Origin of the sequence: Reichenbachiella agariperforans (genome assembly GCF_900142205.1) — a bacterium.
GTDB classification, from domain to species: Bacteria; Bacteroidota; Bacteroidia; order Cytophagales; family Cyclobacteriaceae; genus Reichenbachiella; species Reichenbachiella agariperforans.
In genome coordinates, this window is the sequence record NZ_FRAA01000006.1 from 1 (window position 1) to 16,423 (window position 16,423).

The following is a 16,423-nucleotide window of genomic DNA, read 5'->3' on the forward strand; positions in this document are numbered from 1 at the left end:
AAGGTCTCGTCTTGATCTGCATTGTTGATATTATTTAGCGTGAGGATATAGTCGTTGTTGCTGAAATCATCGGCGAAGGTGAGTAGCACTTGATCTGCATTGCTGGCATCTATGAGGGCTGATGATGGGGTAGCATACCCGTTGCTCAACGTGTAGTTGCTAACCGATTCCGCAGAAGTCGCATCCAAACCCTGCGTGAAATGCAGTCTTAGGGACTGACTACCCTCGACATCTACACTAGCCAATCCAAAAGGCGGATCAAACGCCGCTACACTTACGTCATCAAAGTAAAAGTTGTATTTGTTGGTCTTGGTATGAAAAGCCACAAAACCAAAGTAGGAGGTGGAAGTATGGGTGTTGTCTACAAAATCATCTCCTTCGGAAGCGAACGCTACTCCGCCTGTTGGGTCAGCAAAAATGGACCAAGTACCCAAAGCGTCACGGGTGACTTTGACCCGTACAATTACATCACCAGTAAATTGAGTTGTGCCTGTGAAAAGCAAGCTGGATGAACCTGCAGTCTGCCTATAAAAATCGATTTCGTCATTTCCACTTTGACCGATCTGAATGTAGTACCCGTTGAGGTTTCCTTCGAGGTTCGCTGCATCGGACACCAAGTAGGTTCTAGTTTTGTTGCTCCCTGATGGGGCAAATCGCATATCCACGAGAAACGTCCATTCGGTATAGTTTATCAAAGAATTGGGAGTGGATAAGTGGAGTGTTTCTGTAATATCTGGGCCGTTGGAGTTGAGCTGACCGCTCTCGATCTCAAACGCTGTGATGTCACCTGACCAAGCAGGGTTGTTGGTAAAATCTCCGTCAGTAAAATCCTCTGTGATTTGCGAAAACGCGTGCAAACTCATCACGAGTAAGCACATGAGTAGGGTTGGTCTCATTGTCTTGTGGGTTGGTTATGAACTCGTTGGTACTACAAAATACGAAATTCACGATCAATACACAATGATTTAGGGTATGAGTTAAGACTCACTAGTTCCAGTCCTATTCCAAACTAAACTTGATGCGCAAGGTGATGACATCCTCGACAGATTGGTTGTCCCTAATCGATGGCTTCCAAGATGGCCCTTCCGTAATCAGGCGAATGGCCTCCTCATCACAGCCATAGCCTAAGCCTTTTTTGATCACAATATCAGATACATTACCATAGCTGTCTACTGTAAACCGTACGGTGACTTTTCCTTCGATCTGCAGCTCTTTCGCTGCGACAGGGTAGCGTAGGTTTTCCTTTATATATCTTTTGTATTTCAAAAAACCATCAACGGGAGTTGCACCTGCGTCGGGCTTAGGGCGAGACTCACCATAGCCAATCACCACTACTTCATCGAGAGACGCCATATCGATTTCCATGACTGCAAGGATTGTGTCATTCGCACCTATCCTGATCTGTTCGCTCGAATAGCCAATAAAGTTCACCTCCAGCGTCTCCCCCTCATGGGCATTCGACACTTCAAACCGTCCTTCGATATCCGTGACTGTTCCTTCGCCGGTTTCTTTAATCCAAACTGTCGCACCCGGAATATCCTCTCCGTCGGATCCTACGACCTTGCCATAAACCGTTTTGCTACTGTAGCTCCCATCAGACGTAGCGACGGATTGTCGCTTTTTCATTCGCGCAGCTAAGGCTGGCTGAGAACTCATCGCCATAGATTCTTCTGCTGCCTGATTGATTGGTACTACGTCCTCTTCGACAGAATACACGGTTTCTGCCAATTCTTCATCAGCCAAAGAAGGGCTCTCTTCTTGTTCTGGCATGGGTTGACCCTCTGTTTCTACAGCTATCTCTAGCATGTCCTGCTTAGGTGTTTCCTTTGGAGGAGAAACCTTATGCTTAGGAGTCGGGGCTACTATTTTCTTACTCGGCTCAACTGCTTCTATTTCTTCGGTCACAGGTTTCGAGAGAGGTGGTTGGGCTTGTTCCTTTTCTGGTTTCACTGGAGTATCTTCCTTCATGACGATAGTGTCTTCCTCACTGAGCGTATCCATCACCATCCATATCGAAAACGACCCCATAAGCAACAACGCCACTGCAGCAGCTATCCGCATAGGATTTTTCCATATCGGCACAACCTTGGCGTCTGACTTGGCCATTGCCAAACGCTCAACCAGGGTCGCTACATCCTTTTCCATCTCTACGGACACAGATTCATAGCCTCTCATGGCCTCCGCCTCAAAGGGATGATCCAGCAGATAGCGCTCTACTGCATGTCGCATCTCTGGTGAGAGCTCGTCGCGTAGATATTGTTGCATCAGTGCAGGTGTCAGTTCTGACAGAGGTTCGATATGTGGACGGTCTTTATTCACTTTCTTCCATGCATAGTTTCAAATTTCGCTTTCCGTTTTGGATGTAACTCTTTACTTTTTTGATCCCAAAACCAGTCTTTAATTCCACCTCTTGGTAGCACTTTCTTTCGAGGAAAAACAAACGAACGCAAGTCTGCTGCTCTTCTTTCAGCTTATCTATACAGCTTTCTAATTTTACGAGATTCTCTTCGAGCCTGGTTTCGTCATCATGATGCAAATCTTCACTCGATTCCATAACTGCCTCCGACAATTCTGACGATTGGCCTTTGGTTTTTTGTCTTCGCAGCTGCATCAAACAATGGTTTCTTGTCAAGACATAGAGCCAACTCTTGAAATTGTCCACCTCGTGACCAGGCAACTTGACGACCAGTTCTTCGAATATATTGTGTACGGCATCCTGTGCCTCTTCCTTGTTTTTGAAATACTGCAACGCCACCCCATAGACCAAGTGCATGTAGCGCTGGTATAACCTGCCGAGTACCGCTATGTCTACATGCTGTTGGTACTGCTGCAAAATAAAATGGTCGCTATCAGTCGTGGAGTTTGTCAAATACGGGTTCTTTTTCTCGGATGAGAGATCAATCTATTCACTTTTTTCAAAAACTTTTATGGAATCCCAATCGAGGCTGCATCCTATGGTCAAATGTTTTACCAAAAAGTTAAAATCATGAGACAAATAGCCATTATCCTTTTCGCCCTATTGGTAGGTACAGCTGCCCAATCCCCCACAACGAACCGTACAATCCAAGGTCGCGTCACTGACGCTGCTGACGGCCAACCGGTCGCAGGGGTCACAGTCATCATCAAGGGTAGTTCTACCGGAACCATCACCGACATAGACGGCCTTTATGCTATCTCTGTCCCTTCGGACAAAAACTTCTTGACTTTCTCTTTCATCGGGTATGAGACACAAGAGGTTGAAATCAAAAATCAAAACACCATCCATGTCAACTTGCACGTGGACTCGTCTCAGTTGGAAGAGTGTGTCGTCATAGGCTATGGCACAGCCAAGTCTCGCTTGTTCAACAGCCGCACCAAAAAAGCCATGGCTGCCCCCATGTATTTTTATGATAGAGAAGCCAACATACAACACAACACGGAGGACTATGATGCTATCGAAGAAAACATCTTTCATATGGCGCAAAACAAACCGCTCTCGACTTTCTCCATCGATGTGGATGCTGCGTCCTACAGCAACATGCGTCGCTTCATCAACAACGGTCAAAAACCACCCAAAGACGCCGTGCGAATCGAAGAAATGATCAACTACTTCAACTACGACTATGCCGAACCGATAGGTTCTGATCCTTTCTCAGTCAACACCGAAATCTCCACTGCCCCATGGAACGAACAGCATCAACTGGTGCACATCGGCCTGCAAGGAAAAAACATCCCTACAGACGATCTACCCGCTTCCAACTTGGTATTCCTACTAGATGTATCCGGTTCGATGAGCGACCCAAACAAGCTGCCTTTGTTGAAATCAGGCTTCAAACTACTCGTGCAGCAACTACGCCCACAGGATAGAGTCGCCATAGTCGTCTATGCAGGTGCCGCTGGGCTGGTACTGCCCTCTACGCCTGGCGATGACAAAGAAACCATCATTCGTGCCCTAGACAATCTAGAAGCAGGTGGCTCTACAGCTGGTGGAGCAGGGATCAACCTCGCCTACAAAATCGCCCAAGACCACTACAAAGAGCACGGCAACAACCGTATCATACTTGCAACCGACGGAGATTTCAATGTCGGAGAATCCAGCGATGCAGGTATGCAGCGACTCATTGAGCAAAAGCGAGAAGAAGGTGTATTTCTCACCGTACTTGGTTTCGGGATGGGCAACTACAAGGATGCCAAAATGGAAACCCTCGCAGACAAGGGAAACGGCAACTATGCCTACATCGACAATATCTTGGAAGCCAAAAAAGTCCTCGTCAACGAATTTGGCGGCACACTATTCACCATCGCCAAGGATGTCAAAATCCAAGTAGAATTCAACCCCGCCAAAGTCCAAGCCTACCGGTTGATCGGCTATGAAAACCGTGCCTTAGCAGATGAGGACTTCAACAACGACAAGAAAGATGCAGGCGAACTCGGAGCGGGTCATACCGTCACGGCTCTCTATGAAGTCATCCCTGTAGGTGTCAAAAGTGAATTTAGCCCCGTAGACCAATTGAAATATCAAACCGTAGAAACAACACCTGCCGCACAGCAAACCGATGAGCTCATGACTGTCAAGTTACGCTACAAAGCCCCCAAAGGCAATAAGAGCCTCTTGATCGAACACCCGCTACTTGATCATGCCATCTCATGGGAACAAACCTCGGACAATTTCAGGTGGTCAGCCAGCGTAGCGGCATTTGGCATGATCCTCCGTGACTCAGAGTTCAAAGGAGGCGCTACGAGCCAGCAAGTACTCTCATGGGCCAAGGCCTCCAAGGGCAAAGACGAAAACGGCTACCGCAGTGAATTCATCAACCTAGTGAAGAGCTATCACCTGATGGTGATGTAAAGCTATGCCTAAAGAAGACCTAGGCATTTCACCTATTTTAACATTCATGTTCTGACTTTGGCACAGGGCTTGCCTATTACCTATCGAGTTTAGATTAATAAAATTTCATAGTTTATGGTCCAGCCGGGACCGATAGATTAGTTGATTGGTTATGTTTTGAGTTTGGCCTTAGCGATGGTTTCGCTAAGGCTTTTTTGTGTCTCGTACTTACTATCCATGTATCATCACGGCATTCTCCAAACTACCCAATATCCACAATCCATTTATTATGAAGTGGTTACCCACACAGACTTTTTTCTCCTCAACAGTTATTGGTCATGGTTTAGTTTTTCTCTGTAAAAAATGATAAATTAATCTATTCTATATAGGTAAAATAGACTGATATTTGACAATATGAAGCAATATGTACTGGCATTGGATCAGGGAACCACGAGTACGAGGGCTGCTATTTTCGATCAAAAAGCAAAAATGATCGGGGTGTCTCAAAAGGAACTCAAGCAAGTGTATCCCAAACCAGATTGGGTGGAGCATGATCCCAAATTGATGATGAAAGATCTCGAAGAGGTCATTTTTGAGGTGCTCAAAAAAACCAAAGTCAGTATCACACAGGTAGCCACTATTGGCATTACCAATCAACGTGAATCGGTCGTTGTTTGGGACAAAAAAAACGGAAAGCCAATCTACAATTGTATTTCATGGCAAGACACACGTACTGCGCAGCAGTGTCGTGAAATGAAAGATGAAGAAGAAGGACTCGATGCTTATATTAAAGAAACTACAGGTCTCAGACTTGACTCGTATTTCTCGGCGACTAAGCTGCAATGGATACTGAACAACGTCTCTGGAGCTAGACGAAAGGCCGAAAACGGAGAACTCCTTTTCGGCACTATAGATTCATGGATTATTTGGAATCTGACTCAAGGAGAATCTCATATCACAGATTTCACCAATGCTTCTCGCACCATGCTCTTCAATATAGTGGAGCTCAAGTGGGACGATGAGCTACTAGGTAAATTTACCATCCCTCGAGAAATGCTTCCTGACGTGACGCATTCAGGGTATTTCTTTGGACTAGCCAAACTATACGGACAAGAAATTCAGATCACAGGAGTCGCTGGAGACCAGCAGGCGGCCTTATTTGGACAGGGCTGTGTCGAGCCAGGACAGGCCAAAAACACCTATGGTACGGGCTGCTTCATCCTGATGAATACAGGTGAAAACATCCAATACTCGACCAACGGTCTGCTCTCTACCATCGCACTGGGATTTGATGGCAAAATCGACTATGCTCTAGAGGGAAGCGTCTTTATGGCAGGTGCTGCGGTAGACTGGCTCAGAGACGGACTCAAACTCATCACCTCTGCGGACGAAACGGAAGCCATCGCTAAGAAAGCTGACCCAGATTCGGGGGTGTACGTCGTACCAGCCTTTGCGGGACTAGGTGCACCTTTTTGGGATATGTATGCACGCGGTGGGATTTTTGGCCTCACGAGAGATTCAGGGCAACAAGATTTGATTAAAGCCACTTTGGATTCTATGGCATATCAAACCAGAGACGTATTGCAGGCCATGGCTGCAGACTCAGGCCTCAAAATCACCGAACTAAAAGTCGATGGTGGTGCCTCTGCCAACAACTACCTCATGCAGTTTCAGGCCAACATCATGGGGATACCTGTCGAGCGTCCATCGGACATAGAGTCAACAGCACTAGGAGCGGCGTATCTCGCAGGCATTACTGCAGGTATATGGAACAAGGATACGATCTTCAAAAAACGATCGGTAGATAAAACCTTCAAGCCCAAGATGGACGACTATACGCGAAATAAACTCTACGAAGGCTGGCACAATGCCGTCAAACGCTGCATGAACTGGGCTAGATAGCCACTATGAAATATCAATTTTGTATTTGCTGAGCAAACCGATTGCACCTTCCTTTGAAAATTTAGCACCTTTGATGGCATTGATATTTGGATCGAGCGCATAACCATAGGCTGTTCTAAAATCACACTTCTCCAAACCACTGCGATCAAATACTGCCTGAGACAGGTTGCACTCTTTGAACAGTGACTGAGTCAAGTCCGTCTGCGTAAAATCAACCTTCTCCATCTTGCAATTTTCAAACCTTGTCTTCTTGATATTCAATCGAAAAAAGGAAGAAAAATCCAACACACAACCTTCGAAAACAAAGTCCAACAAAAACGGATTGCAATCATCAAAGTGCAACCCCATCAATTTGCAATCTTTGAAATGAACTTCCTTGAATGAGGTATGGGCCAGTTTTGACATGCTCAGATCACACCCTATGAATTCTGTAGTGGCAAAAGTATCACCTGACAAATCCAGTCCTGACATGTTACAGTTCTTGAAAGTACAGTCGACATACTCTCCGTTTTCCCATGCTTCAGCTCCAAAATCAACCGCTGTATAAACCTGTTCATCAAAATATCCGTCACTCATTCTTACTAGTCATTTAAGAGGTAAATATGCGGTCATTCATTAAAACATAAAAATCGAGTTCTGCTTTGAATTTTCAAGTTTTAACGTCTTTTTACTAATAAAAAAGTCTTTCATTTCGCCTACAACATATTCTATTCACGAAAACCACCTTCTGAAGAAGACAATTTAAACTCAACTAACCCGAACCTTTTTTTCATAATATTGTTAGAAAGAATACCTTCATGTGATATGCACCTAGAATACAAAGAAAGACAACTCAGTGCCTACTTTAGACTCAGCAATCAGCTGGATTTGATGACAGAAAACCTTGTGATGACAAAAGGTCTCAACCACTTGTTTTGGAATCAGTCTACCAGTACCATTGAACTTGAAATCAATCATAGACAGGTCAAATTAGCACCTAATCACATTACCACTGCGACTGAGCTTCAAAATGTAACTTTCAATACCCGAGATGTACAGATCACTTGCCTTTCTTTCAATAGGGAATTCTATTGTATCAAAGACCACCAAGAAGAAGTATCCTGCAATGGCGTCATATTCTACGGCACACAGGACATCCCGCTGATCCATCTAGATGAGAGCGAAAGCCAAAAAATGCAAAGCCTATTCGAGGTGTTCGAAGAGGAGTTTGACACAAAAGACGTCATTCAGGGAGAAATGCTCCAGTTACTACTCACTCGACTCATTATCAAATGTACTAGGCTTGCCAAGGCACAGCTTATCATAAAGCCTAATATCCAAGACGCCTCCGATATCATTCGTGTCTATACTGCCTTGGTCGACAAACATTTTCGTGAGATGAAAAACATAGCAGACTATGCTGATCTATTACACAAATCTCCCAAAACACTATCAAATGCATTTTCCAAACACAGTGACAAGACTCCTCTTCGAGTCATTCACGACCGGGTGATCCAAGAGGCTCAGTACCAGCTGTTGAATAGCAACAAAACGGCCAAGGAGGTCTCGCACAGTCTGGGGTTCGAGGATGCATCTGCTTTCAACAAGCTTTTCAAAAAAATCACAGGCTGTGCCCCCATAGATTACAAAAAATCGAAGAAAAAGCTCACTTAGGGAAATATTGACCATTCGTCGGGAAAACATCACCATGACCTAATCGGTGATTCGCTGTTTATATACTCAGAAACAATTTTTTGAAACACTAAACACATAAGACAATGGCTAATTTAAATCCAAAAACAAGAGAAGAAGTATCAGCAAGCAATCAAGCAATTTTTGATCAACTGAAAGGGGCTCTTGGTTTCGTACCAAACCTATATGCGTCTTACCCACATGCCGAGGGAGCACTCGGCGACTACCTTACTCTGAGCAATAGAAAAACGTCTCTATCCAATAAAGAAAAAGAAGTAGTGAATCTAGTTGTCAGCCAGGTCAACAACTGTGATTACTGTCTAGCAGCACACACAGCAGTATCTAAAATGAATGGGTTCTCAGATGAGCAGATTTTAGAGATTAGAACAGGTCGCGCAACATTTGACAGCAAGTTTGATGCCCTAGCTCAGTTGGTGAAAAATGCATCTATCAACCGCAGCAAAGCAGATCAAAGTGTAATAGACGCTTTTTTTGCAGCAGGATACACCAAAGAAAATCTAGTAGATACGATCATCCTCATCGGTGACAAAACCATCAGCAACTACCTACACGGTTTCGGTCAGTTCGAAGTTGATTTTCCCGCAGCGCCGGTACTTGAGGCTGCTACGGTTTAACCCTCCTAATCATACAGTCACCTATTGATCCTAATCAATAGGTGACTGTATTTGAAATAATTTAATTTTTTCCCGTCACAAATAGAACCTCTGCCTCTGATTCATTACCCAATAAATCAACTGCCCTGATGTATAGTATTTGTTTTTGGTTCTTCTGTACGAATTTAACCTTGCCCACATACACTCTTTCTTTCCCATCATCTACCCTATAGTATAGCTCTTTGAGGCCTACATGATCATCCTGTGCTGCCAGATATATGGCTGTTCCGTTGGTATAAAACTCACCTTCGGGTGATGTGGTGTATGGTTTGCTACTAAAGTAATAAAAGATTTTGGGCCCTTGATTGTCCACGAACATATCTATATGATTCACATTGCGATTGTTGACATTGTCATAGCCATAAAAATCAACGGCATGATATCCTGGCTCTACAAAATTTAACCCTTCGGTAAAATCAAACTCCTCTGCTGACCCCTCTAAACTGTATGTAATTTTTTGCATCCCAGATTCATTGTCTGTTGCTTGTAAGATTACTTTTGTAGAAGAGTTCACAAACACAGTATCTCTCGTTTCAATCAGATCTCCTGTAAAAGAATAACTCAAATCAGGACCTGTTAAATCTACATACACCTTGGTCGCTTGATGTTCATACTCATGAAATGAGCGGGCTGATTTTGCATCGTTGGTTTTGTTACCAAATCTATCAATGGCAAAATATTTGATCACATGAGTACCTGCAGCGCTAGGAAGATAAAAGGGCTGATCATAGTCTAAAAACGGCTGGCTATCAATACTGTATTTAATATGCTCTATGCCTGCTTTATTGTCCACTGCCGTAAACTTCATTTTCGTTCGACCCGAAAAATAAATCTGATCTCCTACTATAAATCTATCTCCCAAGATATCAGCGGCCATTAATGGTGCTGCAGTGTCAAAATAAAATTCATAAGTATTAACTGGTTCCGTATTACCAACATAGTCAACGGCATAGTACTGAAGCGTATGATATCCATTGGTCAAAAAATCCAACGACAAGTTACGACCTGAATACAACTGATATTCTCCAGAATCTAGCTGATAATATATCGCTTTGATTCCCGATAGGCTATCCATGGACTCTAATACCAATGAAGCTCCTTGAGAATAAGCTTCTTGAATCTGGATCCCGTCAATACGATGCGTGCTCACTGGTGAATATAAGTCCACCATTATTCTTTGTTCGTGTAGCGTCTCAACATTGCCCACATGATCCACTGCATAATACCTGAGATGGTTCAAGCCCGATTCTCTCAATTCGATCTCTGTAGTATAGGGAGCAAACCCATCCTCATTGAGTGAATAATAAATTTGTTCCACGCCAGACATAGCATCACTACTATGAAGAAACACCACAGCGCCACTACCAGTATATTCGATATTAGCATTTGAATAAACATTCGTCGTGACGATCTCTAACTGTGTTCGTGGACTGAGTCCATCGGCATATACTGGTAGCAGAACTTCCTGATGCGGAACAGCTACTGTCTTAGTCTGATTATCTATCGCATGACGGGTTCTGATATAATTGATACCTTCGGTATCAAAATATATTGGGCTAGTATACTGCGGTTGCTCATCATTTTTTAGCAGTACTCCCTTATCATCTGGCGAACTTGCTAGACGTAGATAAACTGGCTGTGATTTGTTCCAGTATACTCTTCCCTCAGCATCTGTATGTGGTTTCGGGGTGTGATTACCTTGAGCCAACACCACGATTACTGAGCAAAGCAGTATTACAATTATACTTGTAGCTCTCCTATATAGATTCAAAGCCCTATTGTTCACTAGTTTCAATTTGATTGGTCACGGACTCATTGAGAGTCAAACTTTCATTTGATGCTTTAATCACCTCATCAAGTTCGTCGATACTTGTTTTCAACAAAGCAAATAACTCCAAGTCACTTTCTTGAAAATTTCCTTTTCTCGTCTCGATTAAGTTTAAAATCCCTATGATGTTAGCTACAGGTCTGCGGATCACATGACTATTAGAAAAAATATACTCCTTTAACTTTTCATTAGCGAGTCGCAGTGTTTTTGTTCTTTCATCTACCTTGACTTGAAGGTTTTCATTAAGGTCTGTAATTTGTCTTCTACTCTCTTTGAGGTAACCTGCTACTTTCCTTGCCTTTCTATAGCCCCTTGCAATAAATATTGTTGTGATGATCATAGTCATCAAACAGAGAATGACAATATCTCTAATTCGTCTTTGTTTTTCATTTTCTAGGTTTTGTTCTTGAATGGCACGCTCAGATTCCAATTCTTTAATTGTAAACTCTTTCTGTATCACCTCTATTTGCAACTCCTTCTGTGTTAAGTTCTCATATAAAGCAGCATTGACACTATCATACTGGCTGAGTTTCACATCAAGACTCCTTCTTTTCCCCTCTATCTCTCTAATTCGACTTTGTTTTGCGGCAAGTTCTTCTTGGCCTCTTCTGTTTTCTTCTTCTAATTTTTGCTTAAGCAATCTCTCCTCAGAGTAATCCTCCATGATTTTATCCATTTTGTCATCCTGAGCCATTTGAGTAAAGGTCTTGTAGAGATCAAAATAATAAATTGATTGTTTGGCGTTGCCTGCTTTTTCATAGGTTTCTGACAGCATTCCATAACAACTTTTCATTTGGTCTACATCATTTTTTTCCCTTGCTAGGTTAAGTGCTTCCAGCAAAAATGTTACTGATTGATCATACTCTTTCAAGTTATTAAGTACTACAGATAAGTTAATGAGCGCGGATATCATGCCTAGCTTTTCATTCTTTGATCGCCTAGCTGCTAAAGTCTTCATAAAATAATCACGGGACTGACTAAAATCTTCTATATCAGAATAAAGCATTCCCAAATTATTATTAAGCATAGCTATACCATTCTCATTTTCAATCTGTCTATTAAGTTCGAGTGATTTGTGGTAATATTTGATAGCCTCTTCATAATGGTTGTGCTCCCAATACACGTAAGCAATCTGATTGAGAAAATATGAAGCATCTTTGAAATTTCCCTTTTCATCTAGACTCTGTTCATAATTCGCTTGGTTTTTTATAACCACCGCCGAATCGTGCTTTGACAAAGGGTATTGTTGCGCATTAACTGAGGTCTGTAGCAAACTGCATAGCACTATACATAATAGTGTTTTCATGGGTTTTTCCATAAGTATTTAAAGCATATTATCTCTGTGCTAACAGTTAGAACAAAAATAAATAAAATACTGGCATTCAAAAAGTTATTTACTCACCTAAGGATAACCCTAACCTTAGAATCACGGCACTGTTGCTGTTCAAGTAAAAAGGACTACTACCGTGTTCGATTAAAATTTTAACAAAAAAGGCGTTTGAAATATTTCAAACGCCTTTTCTCTAATGTGGAAACAAGTCTATTATACCTGACTCAAACCTCCGTCTATTTCTAGTTCTACTCCTGTGATAAATGAAGCTTCGTCAGACGCCAAAAACAAAACTGACTTAGCGATCTCTTCAGACGAACCGAACCTACCTAGTGGCACTTGCTGTGCAAAACCCTGTCCCATTTCGTTCAGCTGCTCTTCGGACATGTCCATTTTACCGTAGATCGGGGTATCTATCGGGCCTGGCGCCACACTCACCGCACGGATTTTTTTAGCACTTAGTTCATTAGTCAGCACTCTGGATAGCAGTCTCAAAGCACCTTTGGTCGCGGAATAAACCGCAGAACCTGGGAAACCTTTTTGGTGTACAATCGAAGTATTCCCGATGATGACGCCTCCCTCATTAAGATGTGGTATTGCAGCCTTGATTGTAAAGAAGGGGCTCTTCACATTGGTATTGAAATGATCATCAAAGTGCTCTTCGGTGATATCACTCATCGGCATAAAATGAGCTATACCCGCATTCAAGAACAGAATATCAATATTACCATAGGCCGCTACTGCTTTTTGCACAGCTGCTTGACTAGCGGCTATATCTTTAGCATCTGCCAGAACCGCAGTTACATCTCCCCCGATTTCTTTAACTGCAGCATCGAGTGCTTCTTGTCTACGACCTGTGATCACGACCTTAGCTCCTTCTTTTACGAAAAGTTTGGCAGTTGCCAAACCGATACCACTGTTTCCTCCAGTGATCAATGCTACTTTGTTTTCTAATCTACTCATGATTTTGTTTTGGTTATTTGAAACGATTGGTTCAGATAACGAATCATTTGAAACGAACGTTTCAGATTTGAACAAAAAAATTATAGATTTTCTAAAATCCTTTCGACCAGCGCATCCAAATCTCTCTGGTCAGACATCAATATCGCCGTGACCTGTAGACCCTGTAGGCTTGTGAAAAGGTAAAGCGCCGAGAGGCGAACATTTTTATCCAGAGCTATTTCTCCTGCATTCTGTGCTGCAACTAACTTCTGCTCAAACAGTCCCACCATCGCATCCTTGTTCGCAATGAGCAATCCTTGGATATTGACATCTGATTTGCCTAGCTCCGTAGTACAGTTGGAGAGAAAACAGCCTCTTCGTTCTTTGTCCTCTTTGATACTCGCTAGTATGGAGAGAAAAAAATCATGTATTGACTCTAGAGGAGAAAGGCTTTTATAAAAAGATTGTAAAACCGTCTCAGACTGGCCGTTTTGATAATGTCGAATGGACGCTTCAAAAAGTTGATATTTATCCCCAAAGGTATTGTAGATACTCGATCTATTGAGACCTGTAGCATCCACCAAATCCTGCATAGAGGTCGCATGAAACCCCTTCCTCCAGAATAGTTTCGTGACTTGGTCTATGACCTGGGCTCTATCAAATGATACTGATTTGGGCATGTGATTTGTTCAACGCACCAAATTTACAGAAAGTTTCGGAGTGCTGTTTGCCATAGTTATCAAGTCTCATCAAAACCCGAATTATCTATCGGACGGATGACCTGAGCAGGGTTACCTGCGACGAGTACATCATCTGGTACATCTTTGGTGACGACTGATCCTGCACCTACTACAACACGGTTGCCAATAGTGACTCCAGGGCAGACGATGGCTCCTCCGCCTATCCAAACATCATTGCCGATGGTGACGGGTTTGGCATTCTCTAGCCACTTAGATCGTGTCTTGGCATCCAAAGGGTGAGAGGCTGTGTAGACATGCACGTTGGGCGCGAAGAGAACATTGTTCCCTATATTAACCTCCATCACGTCGAGTATGCAACAGTTGAAGTTCATGAAGACTTTCTCTCCCAACTTGATATTATAACCATAGTCGCAGTAGAATGGTGGCTCTATCCAGAGGTCTTCTCCTGCCGACCCAAATAGCTTATAGAATAGTTCGTTGCGTTGCTCTTTGTGTTCGTCACCTGTCCTGTTGATCTCTTGAAACAACAACCTCGCCTGATGGCGCTCCTGGACTAACGTTGCATCTGATGCATCGTATAGTTGGCCAGAGAGCATTTTTTCTTTTTCTGTCATCTTAGCTTTTTCTGCGATACACACCATGAAACACGGTAGTTACGGGACGCTCATTGGCATCTAGTATTTGCCAGACTTGACTCACAGTATTGTCATCTATCTTGGTGTAGGTGATGCGGTCATAGTACCATGAGATTTTCTTGCCACGGGTAAGCCCACTCTGCAAGACCATGCTATCGTCTGATTGTTCGCCTTTTAGCTTTAGATTGGATCCACCGCTATCGAGCCAGAGTTGATTCCATTTGGAATCTGACGGATCGAAATAGTTGAAACTACGACCAGTGACTCCCGACTCTCCGTGCCACTCCTCTTGGATCACACAGTCCTTTTCTAGTTTAGATACGGTGCTTTCCCCGAGCTTTTCATTTTCTATGGTATAAACTTCCCAGTCTCCTACCCAAAAATCAAACGCTTCGTGGCTGGTAGTACAGCAAGCACAATTGCTTTGCGCTTGAACAGCTACTGTTGAAAGGAGCAACAGGACTCCTAATAAAATCAATCTCATGCTACAGGTTTTATGTTTGTCTCAAAATACTAAAAGGTGTCTAGTATCGCAAAACAATACGACGAGTAACATGAGATTGTAGGATTAACCTTTATTGAGCTTAGACTAAACAGGCATCTCTTCTGCTTGCTCAACATGTTTCTTTTTCTTCTTGACGAACGGGCGAATGATCAGTCGTGTCCCGCGATCATAGGTGAAGTAGTTCCATACCCAGTTAGACATGATGACGAGTTTGTTTCTAAACTCAACGATGAGCACTAGGTGAACAAACATCCAAGTCAACCACGCCAAGAAACCACCGTACTTCAGTTTTCCGAAAATCTCGGTTACTGCTTTGTTTCTCCCCACGGTTGCCATGGTTCCTTTATCGACATATTTGAAGGCTTTCCAATTGGTCTTTTCCATCCCCTTATTCAGGTTTTTGGCTAATAAGCCCGCTTGCTGTGTGGCTACAGGCGCAAGCATGGGGTGACCTCTTTTAAGCTCCTCACTTTGCATAGAGGCTACATCACCCACAGCATATACTTCATCAAAACCTTTGACCTGGCTGTATTCGTCTACTTGGTAGCGGTTGTCACGGGTCAATGTGGTGTCCATGCCTGTCAAAGCATTGCCATTGACACCTGCTGCCCAGATGAGCGTTTCGCTTGGGATACGCATCCCGTCGTTGAGCACGACCGTTTCTCCATCGAAAGACTCGACGATCTTGCCTACATAGAGGTTGACATCAAATTTTTTGAGATAACCAAAGGCCTTTTCACTAGATTTTTGGGACATCCCACCCAGAAGCCTGTCCTGTCCCTCGATCAAGTAGATCTGCATTTTATTGAGGTTCAGTTCTGGGAAATCCTTGGGGAGTACTTGTTTCTTTAGCTCTCCTAGCGCTCCTGCCACTTCGACTCCAGTAGGTCCTCCGCCTACGATCACGTAGTTCATGAGACGCTGCACTTCATTTTCGTCGTTTTTAAGGACTGCCTTTTCGAAATTTTGCAGAATCTGCGAGCGTAGGTTCAGCGCATGAGGCAACTGCTTGAGTGGAAATGCACGCTGTTCGAACTCTTCGTTGTTAAAGAAGTTAGTAATCGATCCACATGCCAACACCAAATGATCATAACTCAACTGACCTATATTGGTCTCGATGATTTTATCTACTGGATTTACGTTTTTGGCGGATGCCATACGGAAGTAAAAATTCTTCTTGTGATGAAAAGTCTTTCGCAATGGGCCAGCAATCGAATCGGGCTCTAAACCTGCCGTAGCGACTTGATAGAGCAGCGGCTGAAATGTGTGGTAGTTGTAGCGGTCAAGGAGTACGACTTGGTACTTTTTAGAATCAATATTTTTGACAAACCGCAATCCCGCAAATCCTCCTCCTATAATGACGATTCGTGGTAATTCTGATTTAGGAATGTTGATTTTTTCGAGTTGGTCTGTTTGGACAGTAGACAT

14 protein-coding genes and 1 pseudogene are annotated in these 16,423 nt (G+C 43.2%); 4 read left to right on the forward strand and 11 right to left on the reverse strand.

What is annotated here, in order from left to right; all coding sequences use genetic code 11:
* The 3 genes and pseudogenes from BUB99_RS14630 to BUB99_RS14640 form a co-directional block, all read right to left on the reverse strand.
* Window positions 1–896 (reverse strand): annotated as a pseudogene (locus BUB99_RS14630) (hypothetical protein); the annotation flags it as partial.
* A 103-nt stretch (window positions 897–999) separates the two neighbouring features.
* Window positions 1,000–2,319, reverse strand: a complete 1,320-nt coding sequence (locus tag BUB99_RS14635; protein ID WP_073123592.1) for a TonB family protein — start codon at window positions 2,317–2,319, stop codon at window positions 1,000–1,002.
* Window positions 2,312–2,869, reverse strand: coding sequence for an RNA polymerase sigma factor (locus tag BUB99_RS14640; protein ID WP_073123594.1), 558 nt, complete (start codon window positions 2,867–2,869; stop codon window positions 2,312–2,314). Before BUB99_RS14640 ends, BUB99_RS14635 begins: the two co-directional genes overlap by 8 nt.
* 117 nt (window positions 2,870–2,986) lie before the next feature.
* Here BUB99_RS14640 and BUB99_RS14645 point away from each other — a divergent pair, with 117 nt between their 5' ends.
* Window positions 2,987–4,828, forward strand: a complete 1,842-nt coding sequence (locus BUB99_RS14645) for a vWA domain-containing protein (RefSeq protein WP_084190594.1) — start codon at window positions 2,987–2,989, stop codon at window positions 4,826–4,828.
* A 393-nt stretch (window positions 4,829–5,221) separates the two neighbouring features.
* Window positions 5,222–6,709: a glycerol kinase GlpK gene (glpK, locus tag BUB99_RS14650; protein ID WP_073123598.1), complete on the forward strand. Its 1,488-nt coding sequence runs from the start codon at window positions 5,222–5,224 to the stop codon at window positions 6,707–6,709.
* A 3-nt stretch (window positions 6,710–6,712) separates the two neighbouring features.
* Here the strand turns inward: glpK and BUB99_RS14655 are convergent, their stop codons facing one another.
* Entirely contained in the window at window positions 6,713–7,285 is a 573-nt protein-coding gene (locus BUB99_RS14655; protein WP_073123600.1) for a pentapeptide repeat-containing protein, read from the reverse strand.
* A 228-nt stretch (window positions 7,286–7,513) separates the two neighbouring features.
* Here BUB99_RS14655 and BUB99_RS14660 point away from each other — a divergent pair, with 228 nt between their 5' ends.
* A complete protein-coding gene (locus tag BUB99_RS14660; RefSeq protein WP_073123602.1) occupies window positions 7,514–8,362 on the forward strand; it encodes a helix-turn-helix domain-containing protein in 849 nt (282 codons plus the stop codon).
* Window positions 8,363–8,466: 104 nt separating this feature from the next.
* Window positions 8,467–9,015 (forward strand): carboxymuconolactone decarboxylase family protein, encoded by a 549-nt coding sequence (locus BUB99_RS14665; protein WP_073123604.1) that lies wholly within the window; start codon window positions 8,467–8,469, stop codon window positions 9,013–9,015.
* A gap of 61 nt (window positions 9,016–9,076) precedes the next feature.
* Here the strand turns inward: BUB99_RS14665 and BUB99_RS14670 are convergent, their stop codons facing one another.
* The 7 genes from BUB99_RS14670 to BUB99_RS14700 all read right to left on the reverse strand — a co-directional run bounded on the left by BUB99_RS14670 (window position 9,077) and on the right by BUB99_RS14700 (window position 16,423).
* Window positions 9,077–10,762: an OmpL47-type beta-barrel domain-containing protein gene (locus tag BUB99_RS14670; RefSeq protein WP_073123606.1), complete on the reverse strand. Its 1,686-nt coding sequence runs from the start codon at window positions 10,760–10,762 to the stop codon at window positions 9,077–9,079.
* Window positions 10,763–10,829: 67 nt separating this feature from the next.
* Window positions 10,830–12,188: a tetratricopeptide repeat protein gene (locus tag BUB99_RS14675; RefSeq protein WP_170863815.1), complete on the reverse strand. Its 1,359-nt coding sequence runs from the start codon at window positions 12,186–12,188 to the stop codon at window positions 10,830–10,832.
* Window positions 12,189–12,425: 237 nt separating this feature from the next.
* A complete protein-coding gene (locus BUB99_RS14680) occupies window positions 12,426–13,175 on the reverse strand; it encodes a glucose 1-dehydrogenase (RefSeq protein WP_073124066.1) in 750 nt (249 codons plus the stop codon).
* Window positions 13,176–13,255: 80 nt separating this feature from the next.
* On the reverse strand, window positions 13,256–13,834 hold the full coding sequence (locus BUB99_RS14685) for a TetR/AcrR family transcriptional regulator (protein ID WP_073123610.1): 579 nt from the start codon (window positions 13,832–13,834) through the stop codon (window positions 13,256–13,258).
* A gap of 59 nt (window positions 13,835–13,893) precedes the next feature.
* Window positions 13,894–14,469, reverse strand: coding sequence for a sugar O-acetyltransferase (locus BUB99_RS14690; RefSeq protein WP_073123612.1), 576 nt, complete (start codon window positions 14,467–14,469; stop codon window positions 13,894–13,896).
* A 1-nt stretch (window position 14,470) separates the two neighbouring features.
* Entirely contained in the window at window positions 14,471–14,974 is a 504-nt protein-coding gene (locus BUB99_RS14695) for a hypothetical protein (protein WP_073123614.1), read from the reverse strand.
* A 105-nt stretch (window positions 14,975–15,079) separates the two neighbouring features.
* On the reverse strand, window positions 15,080–16,423 hold the full coding sequence (locus BUB99_RS14700; protein WP_073123616.1) for an NAD(P)/FAD-dependent oxidoreductase: 1,344 nt from the start codon (window positions 16,421–16,423) through the stop codon (window positions 15,080–15,082).

Coding starts and splice junctions, on each gene's coding strand:
- BUB99_RS14645 (WP_084190594.1), top strand. CDS start 2,987: ATGAGACAAATAGCCATTATCCTTTTCGCCCTATTGGTAGGTACAGCT.
- glpK (WP_073123598.1), top strand. CDS start 5,222: ATGAAGCAATATGTACTGGCATTGGATCAGGGAACCACGAGTACGAGG.
- BUB99_RS14655 (WP_073123600.1), bottom strand. CDS start 7,285: ATGAGTGACGGATATTTTGATGAACAGGTTTATACAGCGGTTGATTTT.
- BUB99_RS14660 (WP_073123602.1), top strand. CDS start 7,514: ATGCACCTAGAATACAAAGAAAGACAACTCAGTGCCTACTTTAGACTC.
- BUB99_RS14665 (WP_073123604.1), top strand. CDS start 8,467: ATGGCTAATTTAAATCCAAAAACAAGAGAAGAAGTATCAGCAAGCAAT.
- BUB99_RS14675 (WP_170863815.1), bottom strand. CDS start 12,188: ATGAAAACACTATTATGTATAGTGCTATGCAGTTTGCTACAGACCTCA.
- BUB99_RS14680 (WP_073124066.1), bottom strand. CDS start 13,175: ATGAGTAGATTAGAAAACAAAGTAGCATTGATCACTGGAGGAAACAGT.
- BUB99_RS14685 (WP_073123610.1), bottom strand. CDS start 13,834: ATGCCCAAATCAGTATCATTTGATAGAGCCCAGGTCATAGACCAAGTC.
- BUB99_RS14690 (WP_073123612.1), bottom strand. CDS start 14,469: ATGACAGAAAAAGAAAAAATGCTCTCTGGCCAACTATACGATGCATCA.
- BUB99_RS14695 (WP_073123614.1), bottom strand. CDS start 14,974: ATGAGATTGATTTTATTAGGAGTCCTGTTGCTCCTTTCAACAGTAGCT.
- BUB99_RS14700 (WP_073123616.1), bottom strand. CDS start 16,423: ATGTCTACTGTCCAAACAGACCAACTCGAAAAAATCAACATTCCTAAA.